Annotated in this window: 15 protein-coding genes; 12 read left to right on the forward strand and 3 right to left on the reverse strand. The window is 47.4% G+C overall.

From position 1 onward, the window contains the following. Positions 1 to 116 precede the first annotated feature (116 nt). The 3 genes from ACKX2L_RS05615 to ACKX2L_RS05625 are packed head-to-tail and all read left to right on the forward strand — an operon-like array spanning position 117 to position 4071. Positions 117 to 1496, forward strand: coding sequence for an MFS transporter (locus ACKX2L_RS05615; RefSeq protein WP_497552804.1), 1380 nt, complete (start codon positions 117 to 119; stop codon positions 1494 to 1496). Beyond that, positions 1493 to 3901: a glycoside hydrolase family 2 TIM barrel-domain containing protein gene (locus tag ACKX2L_RS05620; RefSeq protein ID WP_497552805.1), complete on the forward strand. Its 2409-nt coding sequence runs from the start codon at positions 1493 to 1495 to the stop codon at positions 3899 to 3901. The genes ACKX2L_RS05615 and ACKX2L_RS05620 overlap by 4 nt, the downstream gene beginning before the upstream one ends. Beyond that, positions 3898 to 4071, forward strand: coding sequence for a hypothetical protein (locus tag ACKX2L_RS05625; protein ID WP_497552842.1), 174 nt, complete (start codon positions 3898 to 3900; stop codon positions 4069 to 4071). The genes ACKX2L_RS05620 and ACKX2L_RS05625 overlap by 4 nt, the downstream gene beginning before the upstream one ends. Positions 4072 to 4470: 399 nt before the next feature. On the opposite strand, the gene pyk is transcribed toward ACKX2L_RS05625, so the two are convergent. From pyk to ACKX2L_RS05640, 3 genes are all read right to left on the reverse strand, one after another. Next, entirely contained in the window at positions 4471 to 5904 is a 1434-nt protein-coding gene (pyk, locus tag ACKX2L_RS05630) for a pyruvate kinase (RefSeq protein WP_497552806.1), read from the reverse strand. Positions 5905 to 5922: 18 nt separating this feature from the next. Then, a complete protein-coding gene (arcC, locus tag ACKX2L_RS05635; protein WP_497552807.1) occupies positions 5923 to 6852 on the reverse strand; it encodes a carbamate kinase in 930 nt (309 codons plus the stop codon). 147 nt (positions 6853 to 6999) lie between these two features. Beyond that, positions 7000 to 8721, reverse strand: a complete 1722-nt coding sequence (locus tag ACKX2L_RS05640) for a S1C family serine protease (protein ID WP_497552808.1) — start codon at positions 8719 to 8721, stop codon at positions 7000 to 7002. A 258-nt stretch (positions 8722 to 8979) separates the two neighbouring features. On the opposite strand from ACKX2L_RS05640, the gene ACKX2L_RS05645 reads away from it, so the two are divergent. The 9 genes from ACKX2L_RS05645 to ACKX2L_RS05685 all read left to right on the forward strand — a co-directional run bounded on the left by ACKX2L_RS05645 (position 8980) and on the right by ACKX2L_RS05685 (position 21114). Beyond that, entirely contained in the window at positions 8980 to 9231 is a 252-nt protein-coding gene (locus ACKX2L_RS05645) for a FeoB-associated Cys-rich membrane protein (protein ID WP_497552809.1), read from the forward strand. 305 nt (positions 9232 to 9536) lie between these two features. After that, a complete protein-coding gene (locus ACKX2L_RS05650; protein WP_497552810.1) occupies positions 9537 to 12251 on the forward strand; it encodes a valine--tRNA ligase in 2715 nt (904 codons plus the stop codon). A gap of 33 nt (positions 12252 to 12284) precedes the next feature. Next, positions 12285 to 12449 (forward strand): hypothetical protein, encoded by a 165-nt coding sequence (locus ACKX2L_RS05655; protein ID WP_497551876.1) that lies wholly within the window; start codon positions 12285 to 12287, stop codon positions 12447 to 12449. Then, positions 12449 to 13819, forward strand: coding sequence for a tetratricopeptide repeat protein (locus ACKX2L_RS05660; protein ID WP_497552811.1), 1371 nt, complete (start codon positions 12449 to 12451; stop codon positions 13817 to 13819). Before ACKX2L_RS05655 ends, ACKX2L_RS05660 begins: the two co-directional genes overlap by 1 nt. 17 nt (positions 13820 to 13836) lie before the next feature. After that, on the forward strand, positions 13837 to 14832 hold the full coding sequence (gene epsC / locus ACKX2L_RS05665) for a serine O-acetyltransferase EpsC (protein WP_497551874.1): 996 nt from the start codon (positions 13837 to 13839) through the stop codon (positions 14830 to 14832). 296 nt (positions 14833 to 15128) lie between these two features. Next, on the forward strand, positions 15129 to 15563 hold the full coding sequence (locus ACKX2L_RS05670) for an Hsp20/alpha crystallin family protein (RefSeq protein WP_497552812.1): 435 nt from the start codon (positions 15129 to 15131) through the stop codon (positions 15561 to 15563). 461 nt (positions 15564 to 16024) lie between these two features. Continuing rightward, a complete protein-coding gene (gene clpB / locus ACKX2L_RS05675; RefSeq protein WP_497552813.1) occupies positions 16025 to 18634 on the forward strand; it encodes an ATP-dependent chaperone ClpB in 2610 nt (869 codons plus the stop codon). 223 nt (positions 18635 to 18857) lie between these two features. Continuing rightward, positions 18858 to 20192 (forward strand): replication-associated recombination protein A, encoded by a 1335-nt coding sequence (locus tag ACKX2L_RS05680; protein WP_497551871.1) that lies wholly within the window; start codon positions 18858 to 18860, stop codon positions 20190 to 20192. A gap of 40 nt (positions 20193 to 20232) precedes the next feature. Next, positions 20233 to 21114, forward strand: coding sequence for a GNAT family N-acetyltransferase (locus tag ACKX2L_RS05685; RefSeq protein WP_497552814.1), 882 nt, complete (start codon positions 20233 to 20235; stop codon positions 21112 to 21114). Positions 21115 to 21147: the final 33 nt, after the last annotated feature.

The raw sequence follows: 21147 nt of genomic DNA on the forward strand, positions 1-21147 counted from the left end.
ATTGTTACACAATTCAAAGATTTATACAATGTACACAATTCATTACATCATATTTCCTGATTCATTGGAATTATGACGAAGCTTGTAGAAAGGGGTAATTAAAAGAGGTGGATGAAATGGAAGGAAATGAAGAAAAAAAGTATTTAAAATGGTATCAGAAGTTGGCATATGGTTCCGGAGATCTGGCATCAAATGCAAGTTATGGGCTGGTTTCCAGTTTTGTTCTCTTGTATCTATCCAATACGATGGGCATGAACACAGGAATCATCGGCACATTGATGCTAATTTCCAAGGTGTTGGATGGAATCACGGATATGATATTTGGAAATCTTATTGACCGGACCCATTCTAAACTCGGAAAGGCAAGACCTTGGATGTTATATGCACAGATTGGTGTGTCGCTTTGCCTTGTGCTCCTATTTTCTGTTCCAGCTGGCTGGGCACCTGCCGCACAGTATGCATATTTCTTCGCTTTTTACACATCATTGAATGCTATTTTTTACACAGCTAACGGTATTGCATATTCTGCTTTGTCTGCATTGATTACGCGTAATAAAAATGAAAGAGTGCAGCTTGGTTCTATTCGGTTTATGTTTGCTGTTGCTACAAATATTGTAATGGGTTTTTTGGTACCTACAGCAGTGAAGTCTTTTGGAGGTGGTGCATCAGGATGGCAGAAGGTCGCCCTGATCTGTGCAATCATTGGCCTTGTAGTGAATACTTTCAGCTGTCTGGGCGTACATGAAATACCGGAAGAGGAAAATCCTGAAGCAAGAGAAGAAACTTCGAAGAATGAAAAGCATAACTTCCTGAAATCAGCAAAGCTGTTACTGACCAACAAGTATTTTCTTGGGATTCTCGTGATCTACATTGTCAATTATTTCATGGCAAATCTGACAACAGGATCTGCAGTCTTCTTTATGAAATATATCCTTGGCAAGGAATCTTTACTTGGCCTCTTCTCTATGATGAAGATGTTCCCGGTTATTATCGCACTTGTGATCACACCGATCCTGGTATCTAAACTTGGGAGCATGCAGAAGGTTGACTTCTGGGGATATCTGATTAGTGATCTCTTCGGCATTTTATTGATTGCTGCTTCTAGTCGTAAAAATATTACACTTATGCTGATCTTTATGTTTATCAAAGGTGTCTTTGCAGGGCCTCTGACCGGAACACTCAATGCACTTATCGCAGAAATCAGTGGGTATACCTATCGTACGAAAGGCGAACACATTGAAGGAATGATGTTCTCCTGCTCCTCCGTGGGTGTTAAAGTTGGCGGTGGACTTGGAACAGCTGCAGTCGGCTGGTTGATGAATGCTGCAGGATTTGCCGGAAAAGCAACAGTTCAGACGGAATCTGCTTTGCATATGATCTTTAATCTCTATATTACCTTCCCGGTAATTCTCGGTATTGTAATTACGATTCTTCTTGCCTTCATGAGAGTAGAAAAAGCAAATCAGAAGATTGACAGGGAGAGACAGGCAAGATGAAGAAAACAGAGCTACTTACTGATTGGAAATTTGAAAAAGACGATGGAAAGTCTGCGTTCCGATCCTTTGCAGGAGGAGATCATTCAATTCCGGTTACCATTCCTTATGATGCCATGATACGGGAAAAACGCGATCCGAAATGCCCATCAGGTGCAGAAAGCGGCTTCTATCCTGGTGGAAAGTATATTTATTCCAGATATTTTACAGCCGATTATCCTCATGTCCAGATTCATTTTGATGGAGTCTATGGCAGAACGAGAGTGTATTGTAATGATCTTCTGATGGCAGAACATCGCTATGGTTATGATGGTTTTGATGTGGATGTGAGTGCTTGCCTTAGAAAGGAGAATATTCTTCGGGTTGAGGTTGACAATAGTCTGCAACCGGATAGCAGATGGTATACAGGAAGTGGTATTTACCGAAATGTTTACCTTCTAACAGGAGGGAATGTTTATATTGAAAATAGTGAAGTTAAGGTAAAAGTGCAAAGCCTTTCTTCAGAGATAGCTTTGCTTTCATTTCGTATACCTATCACCGTTCAAAGCCCAAGAGACTATTCTTGTGAAATAGATATAGTAAAAGAAGGCCAAACAGTCAGCCATTTTGTCCAGAAAATAGATTCGCCAGATTCGGGAAAGGAAGTTTTATCCATGATAGTTCCGGTAGAACATCCTGTGTTGTGGGATCCGGAACATCCATTTCTCTATACGATAAGAATTGCTCTTCCTGGATTGGACGAAGTAAGTTTTCCCTTCGGAATTCGTACAGTATCCATTGACCCGGTTCGTGGTTTTGTTTTAAATGGACATCAGATCAAACTCCGGGGAGCATGTATTCATCACGATAACGGTATCATTGGAGCGGAGACTTTTTACGAAGCTGAATTCTATCGTTGTCGACGTCTTAAAGAGGCGGGATTTAATGCTATTCGCTCGGCACACCATCCAATGAGTGAAGAAATGCTTCTCGCCTGTGACCGACTTGGGATGCTGGTTATGGATGAACTTTGCGATGTCTGGACCAGACATAAAAATCCATTTGATGTGGCAGATGTGTTTCTATCTGAATCAGATCTGTGGATCCGTCATATGGTGGAGAAGGATTATAACCATCCATGTGTTGTTTTATACAGTGTAGGAAATGAAATCGGGGAAGCCGGGACAGTGCAGGGAGAACGAATCTGCCGTCATTTATGTGAAAAGTTTCGAGAATTAGATGATACACGCTTTACCACAAATGCTCTCAATGGGCTAAATTGTGCAGGTTATCGGCTGAAAAAGATTCTTTCAGATGTTTCTGAACATTTTGAGAATAGCGATAGGAATAGTGGGCAGGAAAACAGTATTAGTGCGATGAATCAATTCATGAGCCTGATGTCTGGAGAAAAGGGAAAGTTTTTTGCTACGCATCCACTGGTGACTGAGGCATTGCAGCTTTGTGAGCAGAGTACAGATGTGGTTGGCTTGAATTATCTGTCGGATCGGTATGAACTAGAACAAAGTATCAATCCGACAAAGGCTGTACTTGGCACAGAAACTTACCCGGGACAAATCGAGAGCCTTTGGAAGACGGTAATGCGTTGTCCACATGTGATTGGTGATTTCACATGGGCGGGTTATGACTATATCGGAGAAGCTGGAGTAGGAATATATCATTATGATGGAACAGAGAACTTTAGCAGTGTATATCCGGAACGATTGGCTTACATAGGAGATATTGATTTAATTGGAAGCAGGCGGCCGATTAGTTATTATCGCGAAATTGTATATGGTTTACGAAGGGAGCCTTATATTACGGTAGGAAATATGGACCATTCGGGAGAACAGCCATCGATGACTGCCTGGATGTGGCGCGATTGTGAATCAGACTGGACGTGGCCATCCAAAGAAGGAAAATTAGCAGAAGTAGATGTTTACAGCGCCTCAAGCGAGGTAGAACTTTTGCTGAATGGAAATTCTCTGGGAAGAAAGCCTTGTGGCAAAGATAATCATTTTCTTGCTTCTTATAAGATTCCATATGAACCAGGGACGCTGACAGCAATTTCCTATGAAGAAAGCTCAGAAACCGGGCGCTTTTGTATTATTACGGCTGGAAGACCGGCGGCATTGAAAATGGAAAAAGTGACAGTGAATGAGAAGCATCTGGTGCTGATCAAGGTATCGGTTGTGGATGAAGCCGGTACGATCAACCGTCATTCTGATCTCATATTGAATGCAGTGGTCACAGGGGCAAAGATAGAGGCTTTTGGAAGTGGTGCCCCTTCTGGAGAAGAAGCATACTGTACAAGTAGTTCAACAACATTTCATGGACAGGCACTATTGGCAGTTCGCCTGAATCAGGAAAAAGCAAGTGTAAGGATTACATCGGCAGGTTTACCGGATGCTAGGATGGAGATAAATGTATGAAAAACAAAAAAATTCGAAGAAATGTGGTTTTGCTTATAGCATTATTGCTATTAATCACAAATACACCAATCTCAACGTCTGCGCAGACGGTGACTTCCGAAGCAGCTCGCGGAACGCCTGATCATGATCTTTTGAAAGAAGCTGTAGAATTTCCTCCTGATTCAGTGTAATATTGAGTTGAGCCATAGTTTTCATCCTTTCTTAAGTGTTGTGTGGTAACTTCATTTTAACTGAAAGGTGGAGCCTTGGCTCTTTTTTTATTTAGTTTTCGAATTTACACCATTATATGGGCTGTATCGAAGTTTCAAAATTACGATAGCTGGTGTCTTGGAGATGGGGCGATTTATCGTAATATTGAGGGAATTTTAAAATTACGATAGCAGTGCCCTTGGAAACTTCCTGATTTATCGTAATACAAGCTGAAATCAAGAAATCCGATAGTGAATTCAAGCTTTCACTATCGGATTTTTCTATTTTGCTTTGTATTACGATAATTGCCTCGGATCTGGTCGTTTGGACTATCGTAAATTTGGAAAGTAATTTGTATTACGTTAATTGCTTCGGGGCGGTCATCTCACCGTCATTTCCCGGATGACGTTGGTAGTTCCGCTGACGCCCAGAGGAACACCGGCCGTTACAATGACAATATCCCCGGCCTGAACCAGTCTCTCTTCCTTGGCCCGTCTGATGGCAACCTGGAAGAGCTCGTTCTCATCATCTTGCTTTTCAATCAAAACCGGTGTGACACCCCAGTTCATGTTCAGCTGACGCCAAACCTGTTCCTCGGTACAGCCTGCAATGATCGGGCTTAAAGGACGATACTTGGCAACCATTCTTGCGGTACGACCGCTCATGGTGACAGTCAGGATTGCAGCAGCACTCAGATCTCCAGCCATGAGGCAGGCAGAATGAGAAACCGCATCGGTGACGGTCTGGTGCTCACTTCTCTCATAGCGGTGCTGACGGTTGAGATAGTTGATATCCTGCTCGGTCCGCCGGGCAATCCGGTCCATAGCCCGGACAGCCTCTACCGGATAGTCGCCCATGGCGGATTCGCCGGAAAGCATGATGGCAGAAGTCCCGTCATAAACCGCATTAGCAACATCAGTAACCTCGGCTCTGGTTGGCCGCGGATGATGGATCATGGAATCCAGCATCTGGGTAGCAGTGATAACGACTTTGCCCTTCATATAAGTCTTCTTAATAATCATTTTCTGGAGGGAAGGTACCTCCTCCATAGGAATCTCAACACCCATATCGCCGCGGGCTACCATGATGCCGTCTGCCGCATCAATGATAGAGTCGATATTGTTGATTCCCTGGTTGTTCTCGATCTTAGCGATGATCTTGATATTCTGTCCGCCGTGCTCGCTCAGGACCTGTCGAATATCATTGATGTCATTTGCGGTTCTGGTGAAGGAAGCCGAAATGAAATCAAAGCCCTGTTCACAGCCGAAGACGAGATCGGACCGATCCTTGGGGGAAATATAAGGCATACTGAGGTCTACATTTGGAACATTAACGCCCTTTTTATCGGAGACATGACCGCCATTTAAAACGGTACAATTGATGTCATCGCCAACAACACTGTCAATGACAAGCTCAATCAGTCCGTCATCGATCAGGATATGGTCATCGGCCTTGACGTCGCGCGGCAGTTCCTTGTAGGAAATGGAAACAATGGAAGAAGTACCCTCGACTTCGCGGGCGGTCAGAGTGAATTTCTGACCCTCTTCCAAATCCACAGCGCCATCTTTGAAGGTCTTCAGACGAATTTCCGGTCCCTTGGTATCGAGCATGGCTGCAATCGGTGCGCCGAGACGCTCTCTGACCTTCTTCAGCCGGTTCAGACGGCCTTCCTGCTCCTCATGATCTCCATGGGAGAAGTTGAAACGGGCAATATTCATGCCGGATTTGATCAGCTCTTCCATTTTCTCCTCGGAATCGGAAGCAGGTCCCAGTGTACAGATAATCTTTGTTTTACGACGATAATTGTTTTTCATCTGATTCTCCTTTAAAGTTTACTTTCCAATCATAGTTCCATTCTGGCCGCCGAAAGCAGAGCCATTCGGATCCAGTTTTGTGATCAATACCTTACGGATCGCGGAATCTCCAATGAAGTCAATGGCGGCTTCCATCTTCGGAAGCATGGTGCCCTCTTCAAACTGACCCTCTTCGATATAGCGTTTCAGGTCGGATACGGAAATATAGTCCAAAGGCTTCTCATCGGTTTTCCCGAAATTCAGGCAGACTTTGCCGACGCCGGTGAGGATGACCAGAAGATCTGCATCCACCTCACGAGCCAGAAGTCCGGCTGCAGTATCCTTCTCGACAACAGCCGATGCGCCTTTTAACTGATTTTCCTGCTCCAGGACCGGAATTCCGCCACCGCCTGCCGCAATGACAATCTGGTCTGCATTCATTAAGGCACGGATGGCATCGATCTCTACGATGGAGATCGGCTTCGGCGTTGCAACAATTCTCTGCCAGCCGGTCTTCGTTTCCACTACATGATTGCCACGTTTGTCTTCTTCTTTGGCTTCTTCTTTGGACATGGTGCCGCCGATGACCTTGGACGGACGATAGAAGGCTTCATCATAAGGATCTACGGTCACCTGGGTAAGAACTGTCGCGACGGTCTTATAGATGCCACGGGAAATGAGCTCCGCCCGGATGGCATTCTGCAGGTCGTAACCGATATAACCCTGGCTCATAGCGGAGCAGACACTCATCGGGGTACGTGTAAAGGAAGGATCTTTCCGGTGCAGTTCTGTCATAGCAGCATGGATCATGCCGACCTGAGGTCCGTTGGAATGGGTGATCACAACTTCATAATCCTGCTGAATGTATTCTGCCACAGCCTTGGCTGTTCGTTTCGTTGCCTCTTTCTGCTCGGGAAGCGTCGTTCCCAGCGCATCATGTCCGAGAGCAATCACAATTTTCTTCTTCATTCTGCCTTTTGCCTCCTTTGTAAGATCCGTCCCAAAAAGTCCATGATTTTCTTTATTGTATCACAGGAAAGGCGGAAAGAGAAAGAAAGGGCGGGTGAAAAAAAGAATTTTTTCACCCGCCCTAAAATGGATTTCGATTGCTAAAGATCAATAGCCGAAGAAGTCGAAGAAACTGTTTCCGCGGCTGTTAGAGTTTCCAGAGCTTCCGGAGTTTCCGGAGTTTCCGGAGCTTCCGGAATTTCCGGAGCTTGTGCTGTCGGCTTTTCTTAAATAGGTAATTTCAACCTTCTCTCCGGCCTTCTTTTCAGACAGAATATTCTTTAATTCTTGTGTCGTGGAAACGGACTTATCACCGATCTTTGTGATGATATCTCCGGCTTCCATACCAGCCTTATCGGCTGCACCATCCTTTATGATCTGAGACACCAGAATGCCTGCCGGTACCTGATATTGCGAAGACTGATCACTGGTAATATCCATGCAGTAGATCTGAAGGTTCTTTTCGCTGCCCAGAGTTACCGTTGCCGTCTTTTCTGAGTAACCATAGTTCTTCGTATCGCTTTTACTTGCGCTGTCTGTGATACTTTCGCCCTTCATCAGCTTATCAATGATCGTAGAAGCAGAGCTGATCGGGATCGCATAACCCATGCCTTCTACTTCCGTATCGGAATATTTGGCGGATACGATACCAATGACTTCGCCCTTCATATTGAGCATTGCACCGCCGGAGTTACCGGGGTTAACAGCTGCATCGGTCTGAATCAGCTTGTTTTTAATGGTGTTGCCGCTCTCATCCTGCAGGCTGACTTCTCGATTCAAGGCGCTGATGACACCGGTCGTTACGGACTGGCCATACCCTAAGGCATTACCGATGACAATTGCAGACTCACCAACGGTCAGATCATCCGAAGATCCAAGGGTGGCAATCTTGATATTGTTCCGGGTAGAAGACGGGATATCACTTAATTTAACCTTGATGACAGCTAGATCCGAACTTTCCGCAGTACCCTGTACCTCACCGGAAACGGCCTGATTATCGTTGAAAGTAATGGTAAGAGACTGGGTGTTGCTGACAACATGGTTGTTGGTTGCAATGTAGAGATAATCATTGTCTTCGCTGATAATGATTCCGGATCCGGCTGATTCAACCTGTTTCTGCTGGTTCATGCCGAAGAAGCTCTGGTAATCCTGAATGGAAATATTGGTAACCTGAACGATGGAAGGCATTACATTTGAAACAATATCGGAAACATCTGTGACTGTTGTAGCAGAAGAGGTGGAGGTGGACTGGATCTTGCCCTTATTCGTCGTAAGGGTTGCTGTCGTGTCCGCCTTATCCCCTGTCGCTCTCCGGGTCAGATAGTTGGTTCCGCCGAAGGTAAAAGATGCAACGACACCGAAAACAAGACCCAGGGCAATTGCCATACCGAATTTCCGGCCGGTCGGATGCTTGACTGGCTTATTCTTCCGAGCCTGTCTTGCAGCGGCCCGGCGGGCTTTCCGATTCATCTTCCTGGCCTTTTTGTACTCGGCTTTACTCTGATATTGTCCGAAAGGCGCTCCATTATTTCCATTGTTATAGCCATAGGAATTCTCGCCGGCATTCTGGTTAGCATTTTGAGTGTTTGTGTTCTGCCAAGTCTGGTCAGAAGACTGGCTGTTTGTATTCTGCCAAGACTGGTCAGATGACTGCTGCCAGGACGATTGTTCCCCGGCCTGGTCTGCCTGATTCCAGTTATTGTTGGCATTGCCATTTCCGGTACTTCCGGCATTCATGCTGCTGTCGCCGAAACCATCACTGTAATTTGCATTGGTGCCATTGGTTCCCTGGTCTGATGTTTCGTCAAATCCGTGCTCATATAAACTCATATTGGACTTCCTTTCTGATATATCGCTATATCTTGTTTTTTATCCCCGGAACTCTGATGCTTCAGGGCTTTTCTCAACTTCTGAAAATGAGTATAGTCGACAGCTGTGATAAAAGTGTGAAGAAGTTTTAGCTTTTTTGTGAAAGCTTTTTGGTAAATGGTAAATCACTTGAAATTATAGTTAGATAATGCTAACATTCAAACAGGAAGACAAAATTCATGATCAAAATACGTAAGAGCACCGTTAAGGAGGTTTCCTATGTTAGCAAATATAATTCTCATAGCCATCATTTCTGTATGTTTTGTACTTGCATTAAGTGAGATCATCCGGGATAAAAAAATGGGCATTCCTTCCTGCGGGGGTGCCTGTGGAGGATCTTGCTCTGAGGCTTGTCGGGCAGCACATGGAGGCAGGACCGTAAACGGTCAGAAGATCAAAAGAAGTGACCTTAGAAAAATCCGGAAGCGAATCGAGGCAAGATCCATTGACAAAGCCAATGGAACCGCCTAAAATACTAATCTAAAGGCGACGATGAAGAGGAGTACTTCCGTAACGATTCTAATAAGAGAGGACACTCACCGGCTGAGAGGTGTCTGTTTACGAACGGAGGGAAGGTAGCTTCGGAGCCGGATCTCTGAGAAAACGGTCTTGGCAAGCCAAACCGGAATAGGAAATCCCGCCTCGTCCCCGTAAGGGATAAGATGAGCAGCAGAACAGGTGGTACCGCGAGTACATTGATAATATTCGCCCTGTGTCCTAAGACCCGTGCGGTCAAGGCACAGGGTTTTTTGTTACATCACAAAAGGAGTCAACACATGTCAAAGGAATTAGAGAAAACCTACGATCCCAAACAGATCGAAGATCGCCTCTATCAGAAGTGGGAAGCCAATGGCTATTTCCACGCAGAGGTAGATCCGAAGAAGAAACCCTTCACTATTATGATGCCGCCTCCCAATATCACAGGCCAGCTTCATATGGGTCATGCCTTGGATAATACCATGCAGGATATCCTGGCACGTTACAAGAGAATGGAGGGTTATAATGTCCTCTGGCAGCCGGGTACCGACCATGCTTCCATCGCGACCGAGGTCAAAGTCATCAAGGCTTTGAAGGAACAGGGCATCGATAAGCATGATCTGGGCCGGGAAGGCTTCCTGGAGAAATGCTGGGACTGGCGGAAAGAGTATGGCGGCCGGATCATTAAACAGCTGAAGAAAATGGGCTCTTCTGCAGACTGGCAGAGAGAGCGGTTCACCATGGATGAAGGCTGTTCCAAGGCGGTAAAGCAGGTCTTCATTAATATGTATAAGAAGGGATGGATCTATAAGGGCCATAGGATCGTCAACTGGTGTCCGGTCTGTAAGACTTCCATTTCTGATGCCGAGGTGGAATATAAGGAGCAGGCCAGTCATTTCTGGCATATTAAATATCCTCTGATCGAGGATGACGGAAGCGTTTCGAAGACCCGTTTCCTGGAATTTGCAACGACACGTCCGGAGACCATGCTGGGTGATACGGCACTTGCAGTGAATCCCGAGGATCCCCGTTATAAGGATCTGATCGGAAAGAAGGCCATGCTTCCCATCGTGAACCGCCCGATTCCCATTGTCGGAGATGAACATGCCGATATGGAAGAAGGAACCGGTGTTGTAAAGATCACACCGGCCCATGATCCGAACGACTTCGAAGTCGGAAAGCGTCATGATCTCCCTATCATCAATATTTTAAATGATGATGCGACCATCAATGAGAATGGCGGAAAATATCAGGGCATGGATCGTTATGAGGCCCGGAAAGCCATTGTAAAGGAACTGGACGAGATGGGCCTTCTGGTTTCCATCGAGGATCTGACGCATAATGTAGGAACTCATGACCGCTGTGGTACAACAGTCGAACCTATGGTCAAGGACCAGTGGTTTGTCAACATGTCGGAGCTTATCAAGCCGGCCATCGAAGGAGTCCGGAATGGAGACATTCAGCTTCTTCCCAAGCGGATGGAGAAGACTTACTTCAACTGGACGGACAATATCCGTGACTGGTGTATTTCCCGTCAGCTTTGGTGGGGCCACAGGATCCCGGCATATTACTGCGATGACTGCGGAGAAACGGTCGTGGCAGAGGAGATGCCCAAGGTCTGCCCCAAGTGCGGCGGCAGCCATTTCCATCAGGATCCGGATACATTGGACACCTGGTTCTCCTCTGCACTCTGGCCTTTCTCGACCCTGGGCTGGCCGGACCATACACCGGAGCTTGATTATTTCTATCCCAATGATGTCCTGGTTACCGGTTATGACATCATCTTCTTCTGGGTCATCCGGATGATCTTCTCCGGCTATGAAAACATGGGCAAGGCGCCTTTCCATACGGTCCTTTTCCATGGCCTGGTCCGCGATGATCAGGGACGGAAAATGAGTAAGTCGCTGGGTAACGGTATCGATCCTCTGGAAGTCATTGATAAATACGGCGCGGACGCCCTTCGTTTGACCTTGATCACAGGAAACGCACCCGGAAATGACATGCGCTTCTACTGGGAACGTGTTGAAAATTCCAGAAACTTCGCCAATAAGGTCTGGAACGCTTCCCGCTTTATCCTTATGAACCTGGATACGGCAGAGGGCGGCCTCCATGAGCCTGAGGATTCGGAATTCGAGACCAGCGACAAGTGGATCCTCTCCCGCGTCAATGACGTTGCCCGCGAAGTGACTGAGAACATGGATAAGTTCGAGCTCGGCATCGCCGTACAGAAGGTCTATGATTTCATCTGGGATGAGTTCTGCGACTGGTACATCGAGTTTGTAAAGCCAAGAATCTGGATGACCGAGGAGAAAGCAGCCTCCGAGGGTCTGTCAGAGGAAGAGAAGGAAAAGGCCAGATCCTCCCGCAATGCGGCCCTCTGGACCCTGTCTTCGGTACTTACGGATGCCTTGAAACTTCTGCATCCTTACATGCCATTTATCACCGAAGAGATCTTCTGTACCCTCCATCCTGAGGAAGAATCAATCATGATTTCCTCCTGGCCGAAATATAGACCAGACCGGAAGAATGGAGAGGCAGAAGAAGCCATGTCTCGTCTCATGGATCTCATCAAGGCCCTTCGAAATGTGCGTACCGAAATGAATGTTCCGCCAAGCCGTAAGGCCGAGGTCTATATTGTCTCCGAAAAGGAAGAGGCAAGATCTGTTTTCCGGGATCTGGTGCCGACCTATCAGACGATGGCAATGGCGAGTGCAATCCATGTACAGGCCGATCAGGCGGGAATCGCTGAGGATGCGGTCTCTGTTGTCATCCCGGATGCGACAGCCTTCATGCCTTTGTCGGATCTCGTCGATTTCGAGAAAGAGAAGGCAAGGCTGGAGAAGGAAGAGAAGAGACTGCAGGGCGAGCTGAAGCGGTCTCATGGTATGCTGAGTAATGAACGCTTCCTTTCCAAGGCTCCGGAAGCCAAGGTGCAGGAAGAAAAGGAAAAACTTGCGAAATACGAGAAGATGCTTTCGGATGTCGAGAAGAGACTTTCGGAATTGAAGGGGTGAGATCACATTATTCAAGAAAAGGAGAAAACGCGGATGATTGACTTCGATAAAGAGTTGACGAAATACCAGCCGAAAACGGAGGTGTCCGCTGCAGAGGATGCCATTCATAAGACAGAGCTGACAGATCTTATTGATATCCTGAAAGAACGTCGTGAACAAGGCAAAAACAAGGATCTTACGAAGAGGAATCGAAGCTGATGACAGAGACATGTTATTACTGCGGCCAGGAACTCATGGGAAACGAGAGAAACTGCCCCCGCTGCGGAGCAGATCTCGGGATCTATCGGGAGATCCTGGCAATTTCCAATCAATTATATAATGAAGGTCTGGAGAAGGCTAAGGCCCATGATTTGTCCGGCGCGATCTCGAGTCTGAAAGAATCGCTTTCTTATAATAAATATGAGACCGATGCCCGAAATCTTCTGGGCCTCTGTCTCTATGAAAGAGGCGATGTTGTCCTTGCGATCTCCGAATGGGTCATTTCGAAGAACCTCCAGAAGGAGGATAATCTGGCGGATGACTATCTGAGAGACATTCAGAGCCGTGGTGAGATCAGCCGTTTGAATTCAGGTGTTGTGAAATATAACCAGGCGCTGAAATACTGCCAGGAGGGAGCCTTGGATCTGGCCAGACTCCAGCTTCGCCGGGTCATTTCCGACAATCCGGAGATCATGGATGCGAGTCTCCTTCTGGCTCTGATCCTGATCCATAATGAAGATTATGAAGAAGCGGATGCCGTCTTAAAGGAATTAGAGAAGAGAGACAGCCGAAATCCTCGGATCCAGGCCTATCGAAATGAAATCAAAAGAGAGCTTTCGGATGGTGCAGAGAAACGAAAGAAAAAGAAGAGAAAAGAAGCCGGGATCAGAGGCGGGTCCGGCATCATGGCCTTTTTCGGCAATTTGGCGGACAGCCGCTGGTCGGCTCTTATGAATATCGCCGTCGGCTTTGTGATCGGTCTCTTAGTCTGTGCCTTCCTGATTGTCCCTTCTATCCGTCAGCAGGTGAAAAACGATGCATCGAAGACCCTGGTGACCGCTAATGAGAAGGCAACTAAGAGCAGCTCTTCGATCAGTCAGCTTCAAAAGCAGGTATCAGATCTTCAGGCAGAGCTCGAGAAATACACCGGAAAAAGCGATGTCGTAACATCTTATGAACAGCTGATCCAGGCCAATAATGCAGTGGCCTCCAATGACCTTGCGACTGCAGGCCAGCTTCTTTCCAGTGTGAACCGGGACCTCTTACAGTCCCAGGGACAGGCGGTCTATGATTCGGTCAATGCCGCAGTCAATGCAAAGACTTTGGAAGATGCTTATAATGCCGGCATCGAAGCTTATAATTCTGAGAAATATCAGGATGCCATCACACAGCTTACAACGGTAACTTCTATGGATGAGAAGTATAAGGACGGAGATGCGCTTTACCGCTTGGGTGAGGCTTATGAGAAGAATCAGAATACCCAGGAAGCAATCAATGCTTACAATCGGATCAATGAGCTCTTCCCGGATTCCAGTTTGTCCAGAAAGGCAGCCAGAAGGGCTCAGAAACTGACACCGGCAGCACAGTAAAAGGAGGATTGCCCGGAATGATCAAACATTCATTCATGGAAGAATCACAGAGCCAGGAAAAAGTACATGAACTGGTGACTTCTATTTTAAAAGACTATCAGAAGGGCCGTGATATCGATAAGATGACGGTCTACAGTCAGCCGGACCAGCGTGCGGTCCGTGAGATCTTAAAGAAATTGCTCCGCATTCTCTATCCGGGCTATTACAGGGACAATGTCTTCAAATCCTATAATCTGGACTCCAATCTGACCGTCTGGATCGAGGATGTGATCTACAATCTGAATAAACAGATCGGTATTGTTCTTCGTTACCAGAAAGAGGGAGAAAATCCGGATGCCTATGTCTGCCAGCCCCTGGTCGAGAAAGAAGCAGCCGAGATCACTATGAAATTCATGAGCCAGATCCCGAAGATCCGGGAGTATCTGGATACGGATCTGGAAGCAACCCTGGAAGGAGATCCCGCAGCCTTGAATAAGGATGAGATCGTCCTTTCTTATCCGGGTCTTCTGGCCATCACGGTCAACCGGATCGCTCATGAGCTCTTCTTACTGGATGTGCCTCTGATCCCCCGTATGATGACCGAGTACGCCCATTCCCGGACCGGAATTGATATCCATCCGGGTGCAACGATCGGCAAGTATTTCTTTATCGATCACGGCACCGGCATTGTTGTCGGCTCTACGACCACGATCGGCGAGCATGTAAAGGTATACCAGGGCGTTACCCTGGGAGCACTCTCCACGAGCGGTGGCCAGAAGCTTCGCGGCCACAAGCGGCATCCGACCATTGAAGACCATGTGACGATTTATTCCGGAGCCTCGATCCTGGGTGGTGAGACCGTGATCGGAGCCAATTCTGTAATCGGATCCAATGCCTTCATTACGAGTTCCATTCCTGCAGGTACCAGAGTCACTATCAAAAACCAGGAATTGCAGTATAAGAAGGGCCAGGGCGGCGGCCAGATCGAGAAGACCGATCTGGACCAGGATGAGACTTGGTTTTATGTGATTTGATAAGATATGATCCCTGCCTTTTGTTTGGCCTGGCCGGCCTTACGAAGGAAGGGATTTTCTACAGTAGTCAAAAGAATTCTTTGGGCATCCATCTGTCTGTTTGGTCTACATTTTGAAAAAATAAAAAATTTTTCAAAAAATATTAGCACTCACTATTGACGAGTGCTAATAAACGTGCTATAACATAGTTGTTCGAAAGGAAGAGGAAAGCTCCACAGGAAGTGCTTGGAGCGGCTGCCCGGAAAACAAGGAAGTTAATTTTAACAGACATTAGATGTTTAAGGAGGTAAGTAATTATGATGTACATGCCTAGTATTTTCGGTGAAGATCTGATGGATGATTTCTTTAATGACAACTGGTTTAGATCACCGGCTTTCACAAACAACAATGGTATGATGAGGACCGATGTAAAGCAGAAGGACGGTAATTATGAGCTCGAGATGGAGCTTCCGGGATTCAAGAAAGACGACGTTCAGCTGTCTCTTGAGAACGGATATCTGAACATCCGCGCAGCTCACAATGACAATAAGGATGAGAAGGATAAGGACGGCAAGATCGTTCGCAAGGAACGTTACACCGGTGCTGTTGAGCGTTCCTTCTACGTAGGTGACAACATCACCGAAGATGATGTTCACGCTAAGTTTGAAGACGGTATGCTTCTTATCACTCTGCCGGATCCGGAGCAGAAGAAACCGATTGAAAACAAGAAGACAATTATGATCGAAGGATAATCTTCTTTGACCTTCCGAGAGAAGCAGCCCGGGCAGGAATTCCTACCCGGGCTGTTCTTACCTAATTTTTTGAAAATCAGAACAGAATCTGACCCGGGTTCTATGATTTGAATTCTCGAAAATCGGGGTTCGAAAATCAGGATTCAAAAATCAGGATTCGTTTCCGATCCTTTCATCTGAATTTTCAAAATCGGGATTCGTCCGGATGATAATATGACCAGAATTTCCGGAACCGGAATTGGTCCGGTTCCTTTCATAGAAATGGCAATAAGCAGCATAGATTAATGTGTGATTCATATGATATGCGTAGAAACGAATTGTACAGGATGCACGCGATCGGAACAGAATTGACTGGCACAGAATTATTTGTACGATTCCTATGACCTGCATATGATTTGGAATAGAATGATTATGATGAATAAAATGAAAAAAAATAATTCCAGCCAAAAGGAGGTGGAGAGATGAATATAGACCGTTTTACAAAGAAGTCCGGTGAAGCCATTCAGGACGCTCAGAAGCTTGCCATGGATTATGGCAACCAGGAGATCAACCAGGAACACCTGCTTCTGGCACTTTTGAATCAGGAGGACGGCCTGATCCCGAAACTGATTCAAAAAATGGAAATTGACCTGACCTATTTTACCAATGATATTACATCCATGGTACAGAACCTGCCCAAGGTGCAGGGGTCCAATGTTCAGGTCTATATCAGCAATGACCTGAATGAAGCCCTGATGCACGGAGAAGATGAAGCCAAGCGAATGGGAGATGAGTATGTCTCGGTCGAGCATCTCTTCCTGTCCATGCTGGCTCATCCGAGCACTTCCATGAAGCAGAAATTCCGTGAATTCGGCATTACAAGAGAGCGCTTTCTAAAGGCTCTGCAGTCGGTTCGGGGAAATCAGAATGTCACAAGTGATAATCCGGAAGAGACCTATGATTCTCTGAAGAAATACGGCGAAGATCTGGTTGAGAAAGCCAGAGACCAGAAGCTGGATCCCATCATCGGACGGGATGAAGAGATCCGGAATGTGATCCGGATTCTATCCCGGAAAACCAAGAATAACCCGGTTCTGATCGGTGAGCCTGGTGTCGGTAAAACCGCAGTCGTTGAGGGCCTGGCCCAGAGAATTGTCTCCGGTGATGTGCCGGACAATCTGAAGGATAAGACCATTTTCTCCCTGGATATGGGTTCCCTGATTGCAGGTGCCAAGTACCGGGGCGAATTTGAGGAACGTCTGAAGGCTGTTCTGAATGAAGTCAAAAAGAGTGAGGGCCGGATCATCCTCTTCATCGATGAACTGCATCTGATTGTCGGTGCCGGCAAGACCGAAGGCTCCATGGATGCCGGAAACCTCTTGAAGCCCATGCTGGCCAGAGGCGAGCTCCATTGTATCGGTGCTACTACTTTGAATGAATACCGGGAATACATTGAGAAGGATGCTGCTTTGGAACGTCGTTTCCAGAGAGTGCTTGTGGATGAGCCATCTGTGAGTGAGACCATCACAATCCTTCGTGGTCTGCGTGAGAATTATCAGACCTATCACGGTGTCCGGATCACGGATAATGCCCTGATTGCGGCAGCCGAGCTTTCCCATCGTTATATTTCCGACCGTTTCCTTCCGGATAAGGCCATTGACTTGATTGATGAGGCTTGCGCCCAGATCAAGACCGAGCAGGAATCCAAGCCGGAAGAGATCGATGATCTGGAGCATAAGAATATCCAGCTGAAATTGGATAAGATGTCTCTGGAGAAGGAGACGGACCAGCTTTCCAAGGAGAGACTGGAGAGTGTCAAGAAAGAGCTTGCGGAAAATGAAGACCGTCTGAAAGTTCTCAATGCGCAATGGGAAAATGAGAAGAATGCCGTCAATCGTCCGGCCAAACTCCGGGATCAGATTGCAGATGTCCATAAGCAGATGGAACTTGCCGAGCGGAAGGGTGATCTGAACCGTCTGGCCGAGCTTCGTTACGGCGAACTGCCTTCTCTGGAGAAAGAACTGGAAGCCGAAGAGAAGAAGGTCCAGAACGATGATCTGAAGCTGGTTCATGACAGCGTGGATTCCGATGAGATCGCAGCCATCGTATCCCGCTGGACCGGTATCCCGGTCAGCAAGCTGAATGAGACCGAGCGGAATAAAACCCTTCATCTGGATGATGAACTCCATAAGAGAGTGGTCGGACAGGACGAAGCGGTAAAGCTTGTCACAGAATCCATCATACGTTCCCGGGCCGGTATCAAGGATCCTTCGAGACCGATTGGTTCCTTCCTCTTCCTGGGACCTACCGGTGTCGGTAAGACGGAGCTCGCCAAATCCCTGGCGGAAGCTCTCTTCGATGATGAGAATAACATGGTCCGGATCGATATGTCGGAGTATATGGAGAAGTATTCTGTCTCCCGTCTGATCGGAGCGCCTCCCGGATATGTGGGATACGATGAAGGCGGCCAGCTGACAGAGGCTGTTCGGAGAAAACCCTATTCCGTTGTCCTCTTTGATGAGGTGGAAAAGGCCCATCCGGATGTCTTCAACATCCTGCTTCAGGTCCTGGATGACGGCCGGATCACCGACTCCCAGGGTCGTACCGTGGACTTTAAGAATACCATTATTATCATGACGTCAAACCTTGGCGCCTCGGAGCTTCTCCAGGGCATAAGCGAGAACGGAGAGATCACGGAAAGCGCAAAGGATGCTGTAAGACAGGAACTTCGGAACCACTTCCGTCCGGAATTTTTGAACCGTCTGGATGAGATCATCATGTTCAAGCCTCTGACCAAGGATAATATCGGTCATATTGTAGATCTCGAGCTTCAGAAATTGAATGAACGTCTGTCGGATCGTCAGATCCGGATAGAGCTCACAGAAGAAGCAAAACAGATGGTGATCGATCGTGGCTACGATCCGGTATATGGCGCACGACCTCTGAAACGATATCTGCAGAAGCATGTTGAGACCATTGCAGCCAGAATTATTCTTGGCGATGATATCGGCATGGGCGACACCATTGAGATATATGTCGAAAATGGAGACCTGAAAGGACGCGTGGTCCTGAGCGGAAATGTAGAGGAGTAAGTGGAAAGGCCCTGCAGACTTTAAAAAGTCTGCAGGGCCTTTTTTTGCACTTTTTTTGAATACTCCTTTGGTGAGTTCTGGCTTATAATCTTGCGTGCTGAAAATGCAAACGATTATAATAGGGCAGTGAGACATCGAAGAATCGTCCGTAAATACTTCTTATGGTCATAGAAGGAGTCTCGTCAATCGCGTTTTTTTATCAGGAAAGGACTGAAAATGGTCTATGGATCTTTTTGATTATATGAGACAAAACGAAGCAGAGAAGGAGTCTCCTCTGGCTTCCCGTATGCGGCCGCAGACATTGGATGAAGTCGTGGGCCAACAGGATATCATCGGAAAAGGCAAGATGCTTTACCGGGCGATTCAGGCTGACAAGCTGACCTCCGTCATTTTCTACGGACCTCCCGGAACAGGGAAAACCACTCTGGCTCAGGTCATTGCCCATACGACAAAGGCAGCTTTTGAGGCCATCAATGCGACGACAGCCGGGAAGAAGGATATGCAGGAGGTCGTGGAAGCGGCCAAAGAGCGTTTCCGGACCCAGGGGAAGAAGACCATCCTTTTTATCGATGAGATCCATCGCTTTAACAAGTCCCAGCAGGATTATCTTTTGCCCTTTGTGGAGGATGGAACCATCACCCTGATCGGGGCGACAACGGAGAATCCCTATTTCGAAGTCAATGGAGCCCTGATCTCCAGGTCCTTGATCTTCGAACTGCACACCCTGTCCGATGAGGAAATAAAGACCTTGATCGAACGAGCCTTACATGACCGGGAGCGTGGCTTAGCAGTTTATCAGCCCGTGATCGATCCCAAGGCGGAGGATTTCCTTGCGGATACCGCAAACGGGGATGCCCGTCGAGCTTTGAATGCCCTGGAACTTGGCGTAATGACAACAGAACCATCAAAAGACGGGAAAATCCACCTGACCCTGGAAGTCATCAGTGAATGCATTCAAAAGCGAGTGGTCCGTTATGACCGGGATGGGGACAATCATTATGATACGATCTCTGCCTTCATCAAATCGATGCGGGGATCGGATCCGGATGCAGCGGTTTATTATCTTGCCCGCATGCTCTATGCAGGAGAAGATGTGAAATTTATCGCCCGTCGGATCATGATCCATGCGGCGGAAGATGTCGGCATGGCAGATCCCATGGCCCTTGTTGTGGCAGAGGCGGCAGCTTCTGCGGTGGAACGTATCGGCATGCCGGAGGCCAGGATCATTCTGGCAGAAGCTGCGGAATATATTGCTACTGCACCAAAGTCCAATTCGACGATCAATGCCATCGATCAGGCCATGTCGGCCGTAAAGAATTCTTATACCGATCCGGTGCCGGCCCACTTAAGGGATTCGCATTACAAGGGGTCGGCAAAGTTGGGTCATGGCTTGGGCTATCTCTATCCTCACGATTTCCCTGAGCATTATGTCAGCCAGCAATATCTGCCGGATTCCATGCTGGGAAGATGTTTTTATGAGCCCGGAGACCTCGGCAAGGAAAAAGAGATCCGGGACCGGCTCAAGCGCTTCCGCGAACGGGACAAGGAAGGAAAATGAGAGGCAAAGCAGGTCAGGAAAGTTAAGGAGAGGACAGGGAATGCACCACATTCAAATGGGCATTGACAAGAGCCCAAAGGACTGGAACCGCATCTGGGAGGACTTGCTGCAAAGCCGATCCTATCGGACCAAGGTCCGGATCTGCCGGACCCAGGAGGAAGTTGATCAGGCGAGGAGATCCAATCTCCCGCTTCTTGGCGTAGAAACGGATGATATACGTTTGACCGATTGCCCTGTGATCTGGCAGCCGGAGGGCCCTGATTTTTCTGATGGCAGGCTGCCTTCTTCTGAGCAAAAGCAAAATAAGAAAGAGAAAGAATCCTCTGAAGATGGGCAGTTCCTTGTTCCTCCCGATGACCTGCTCCTTTTGGCCTATTGCAGACAGTCAGGCATCCCCATGCGGATGGCGGAAAGCCCCCGGCTCATCCTCCGCGAGCTTTGTCCCGAGGATCTTTCGCCTTTGTTTCAAATGTATAGCGAGCCCGGGATGACCACTTTCATCGATCCTTTGCCTTCTTTTGAAGAAGCAGAAAAAGAACTGTCGGTCTATATTTCTCAAGTATATGGGATCTATGGCTATGGCCTCTGGGCTGTGACGGACAGACAGACCGGCGCTTTGATCGGGCGGGCCGGGATCGAAAGCAAGCCCGGACTTTCGGGAGACACCGTGGAACTGGGCTATCAGATCGCTCCGCATCTTTTTCACAGGGGCTATGGCAGGGAAGCGGTCCGCTCGGTTTTGTCTTTCGTAAGAGATCATGTCAATGAGGATCTTTTGGATCTAAAGCATGTGATCGCCAGGGTCCGGCCGGGGAATCTTGCATCGATCAAAATCCTGGAAGGAGAGGGCTTCCTTTATAGCCATACAGAGTCTTGTCAAGCTTTGGTTTTTGAACTAAACTTAATGGATACCAATCAATGAGGAATGTCAAACGTTTTGACAGTCCTATCATCC

The organism is Porcibacter vitabionis (assembly GCF_046263795.1).
GTDB lineage: Bacteria > Bacillota > Clostridia > Lachnospirales > Lachnospiraceae > Lachnocurva.

Bases quoted from the DNA above. Each gene is read 5' to 3' on its own strand.
- ACKX2L_RS05645 (WP_497552809.1), top strand. From the start codon at position 8,980: ATGTTAGCAAATATAATTCTCATAGCCATCATTTCTGTATGTTTTGTA.
- ACKX2L_RS05660 (WP_497552811.1), top strand. From the start codon at position 12,449: ATGACAGAGACATGTTATTACTGCGGCCAGGAACTCATGGGAAACGAG.
- clpB (WP_497552813.1), top strand. From the start codon at position 16,025: ATGAATATAGACCGTTTTACAAAGAAGTCCGGTGAAGCCATTCAGGAC.
- ACKX2L_RS05615 (WP_497552804.1), top strand. From the start codon at position 117: ATGGAAGGAAATGAAGAAAAAAAGTATTTAAAATGGTATCAGAAGTTG.
- ACKX2L_RS05640 (WP_497552808.1), bottom strand. From the start codon at position 8,721: ATGAGTTTATATGAGCACGGATTTGACGAAACATCAGACCAGGGAACC.
- ACKX2L_RS05655 (WP_497551876.1), top strand. From the start codon at position 12,285: ATGATTGACTTCGATAAAGAGTTGACGAAATACCAGCCGAAAACGGAG.
- epsC (WP_497551874.1), top strand. From the start codon at position 13,837: ATGATCAAACATTCATTCATGGAAGAATCACAGAGCCAGGAAAAAGTA.
- ACKX2L_RS05620 (WP_497552805.1), top strand. From the start codon at position 1,493: ATGAAGAAAACAGAGCTACTTACTGATTGGAAATTTGAAAAAGACGAT.
- pyk (WP_497552806.1), bottom strand. From the start codon at position 5,904: ATGAAAAACAATTATCGTCGTAAAACAAAGATTATCTGTACACTGGGA.
- ACKX2L_RS05680 (WP_497551871.1), top strand. From the start codon at position 18,858: ATGGATCTTTTTGATTATATGAGACAAAACGAAGCAGAGAAGGAGTCT.
- arcC (WP_497552807.1), bottom strand. From the start codon at position 6,852: ATGAAGAAGAAAATTGTGATTGCTCTCGGACATGATGCGCTGGGAACG.
- ACKX2L_RS05625 (WP_497552842.1), top strand. From the start codon at position 3,898: ATGAAAAACAAAAAAATTCGAAGAAATGTGGTTTTGCTTATAGCATTA.
- ACKX2L_RS05685 (WP_497552814.1), top strand. From the start codon at position 20,233: ATGCACCACATTCAAATGGGCATTGACAAGAGCCCAAAGGACTGGAAC.
- ACKX2L_RS05650 (WP_497552810.1), top strand. From the start codon at position 9,537: ATGTCAAAGGAATTAGAGAAAACCTACGATCCCAAACAGATCGAAGAT.
- ACKX2L_RS05670 (WP_497552812.1), top strand. From the start codon at position 15,129: ATGATGTACATGCCTAGTATTTTCGGTGAAGATCTGATGGATGATTTC.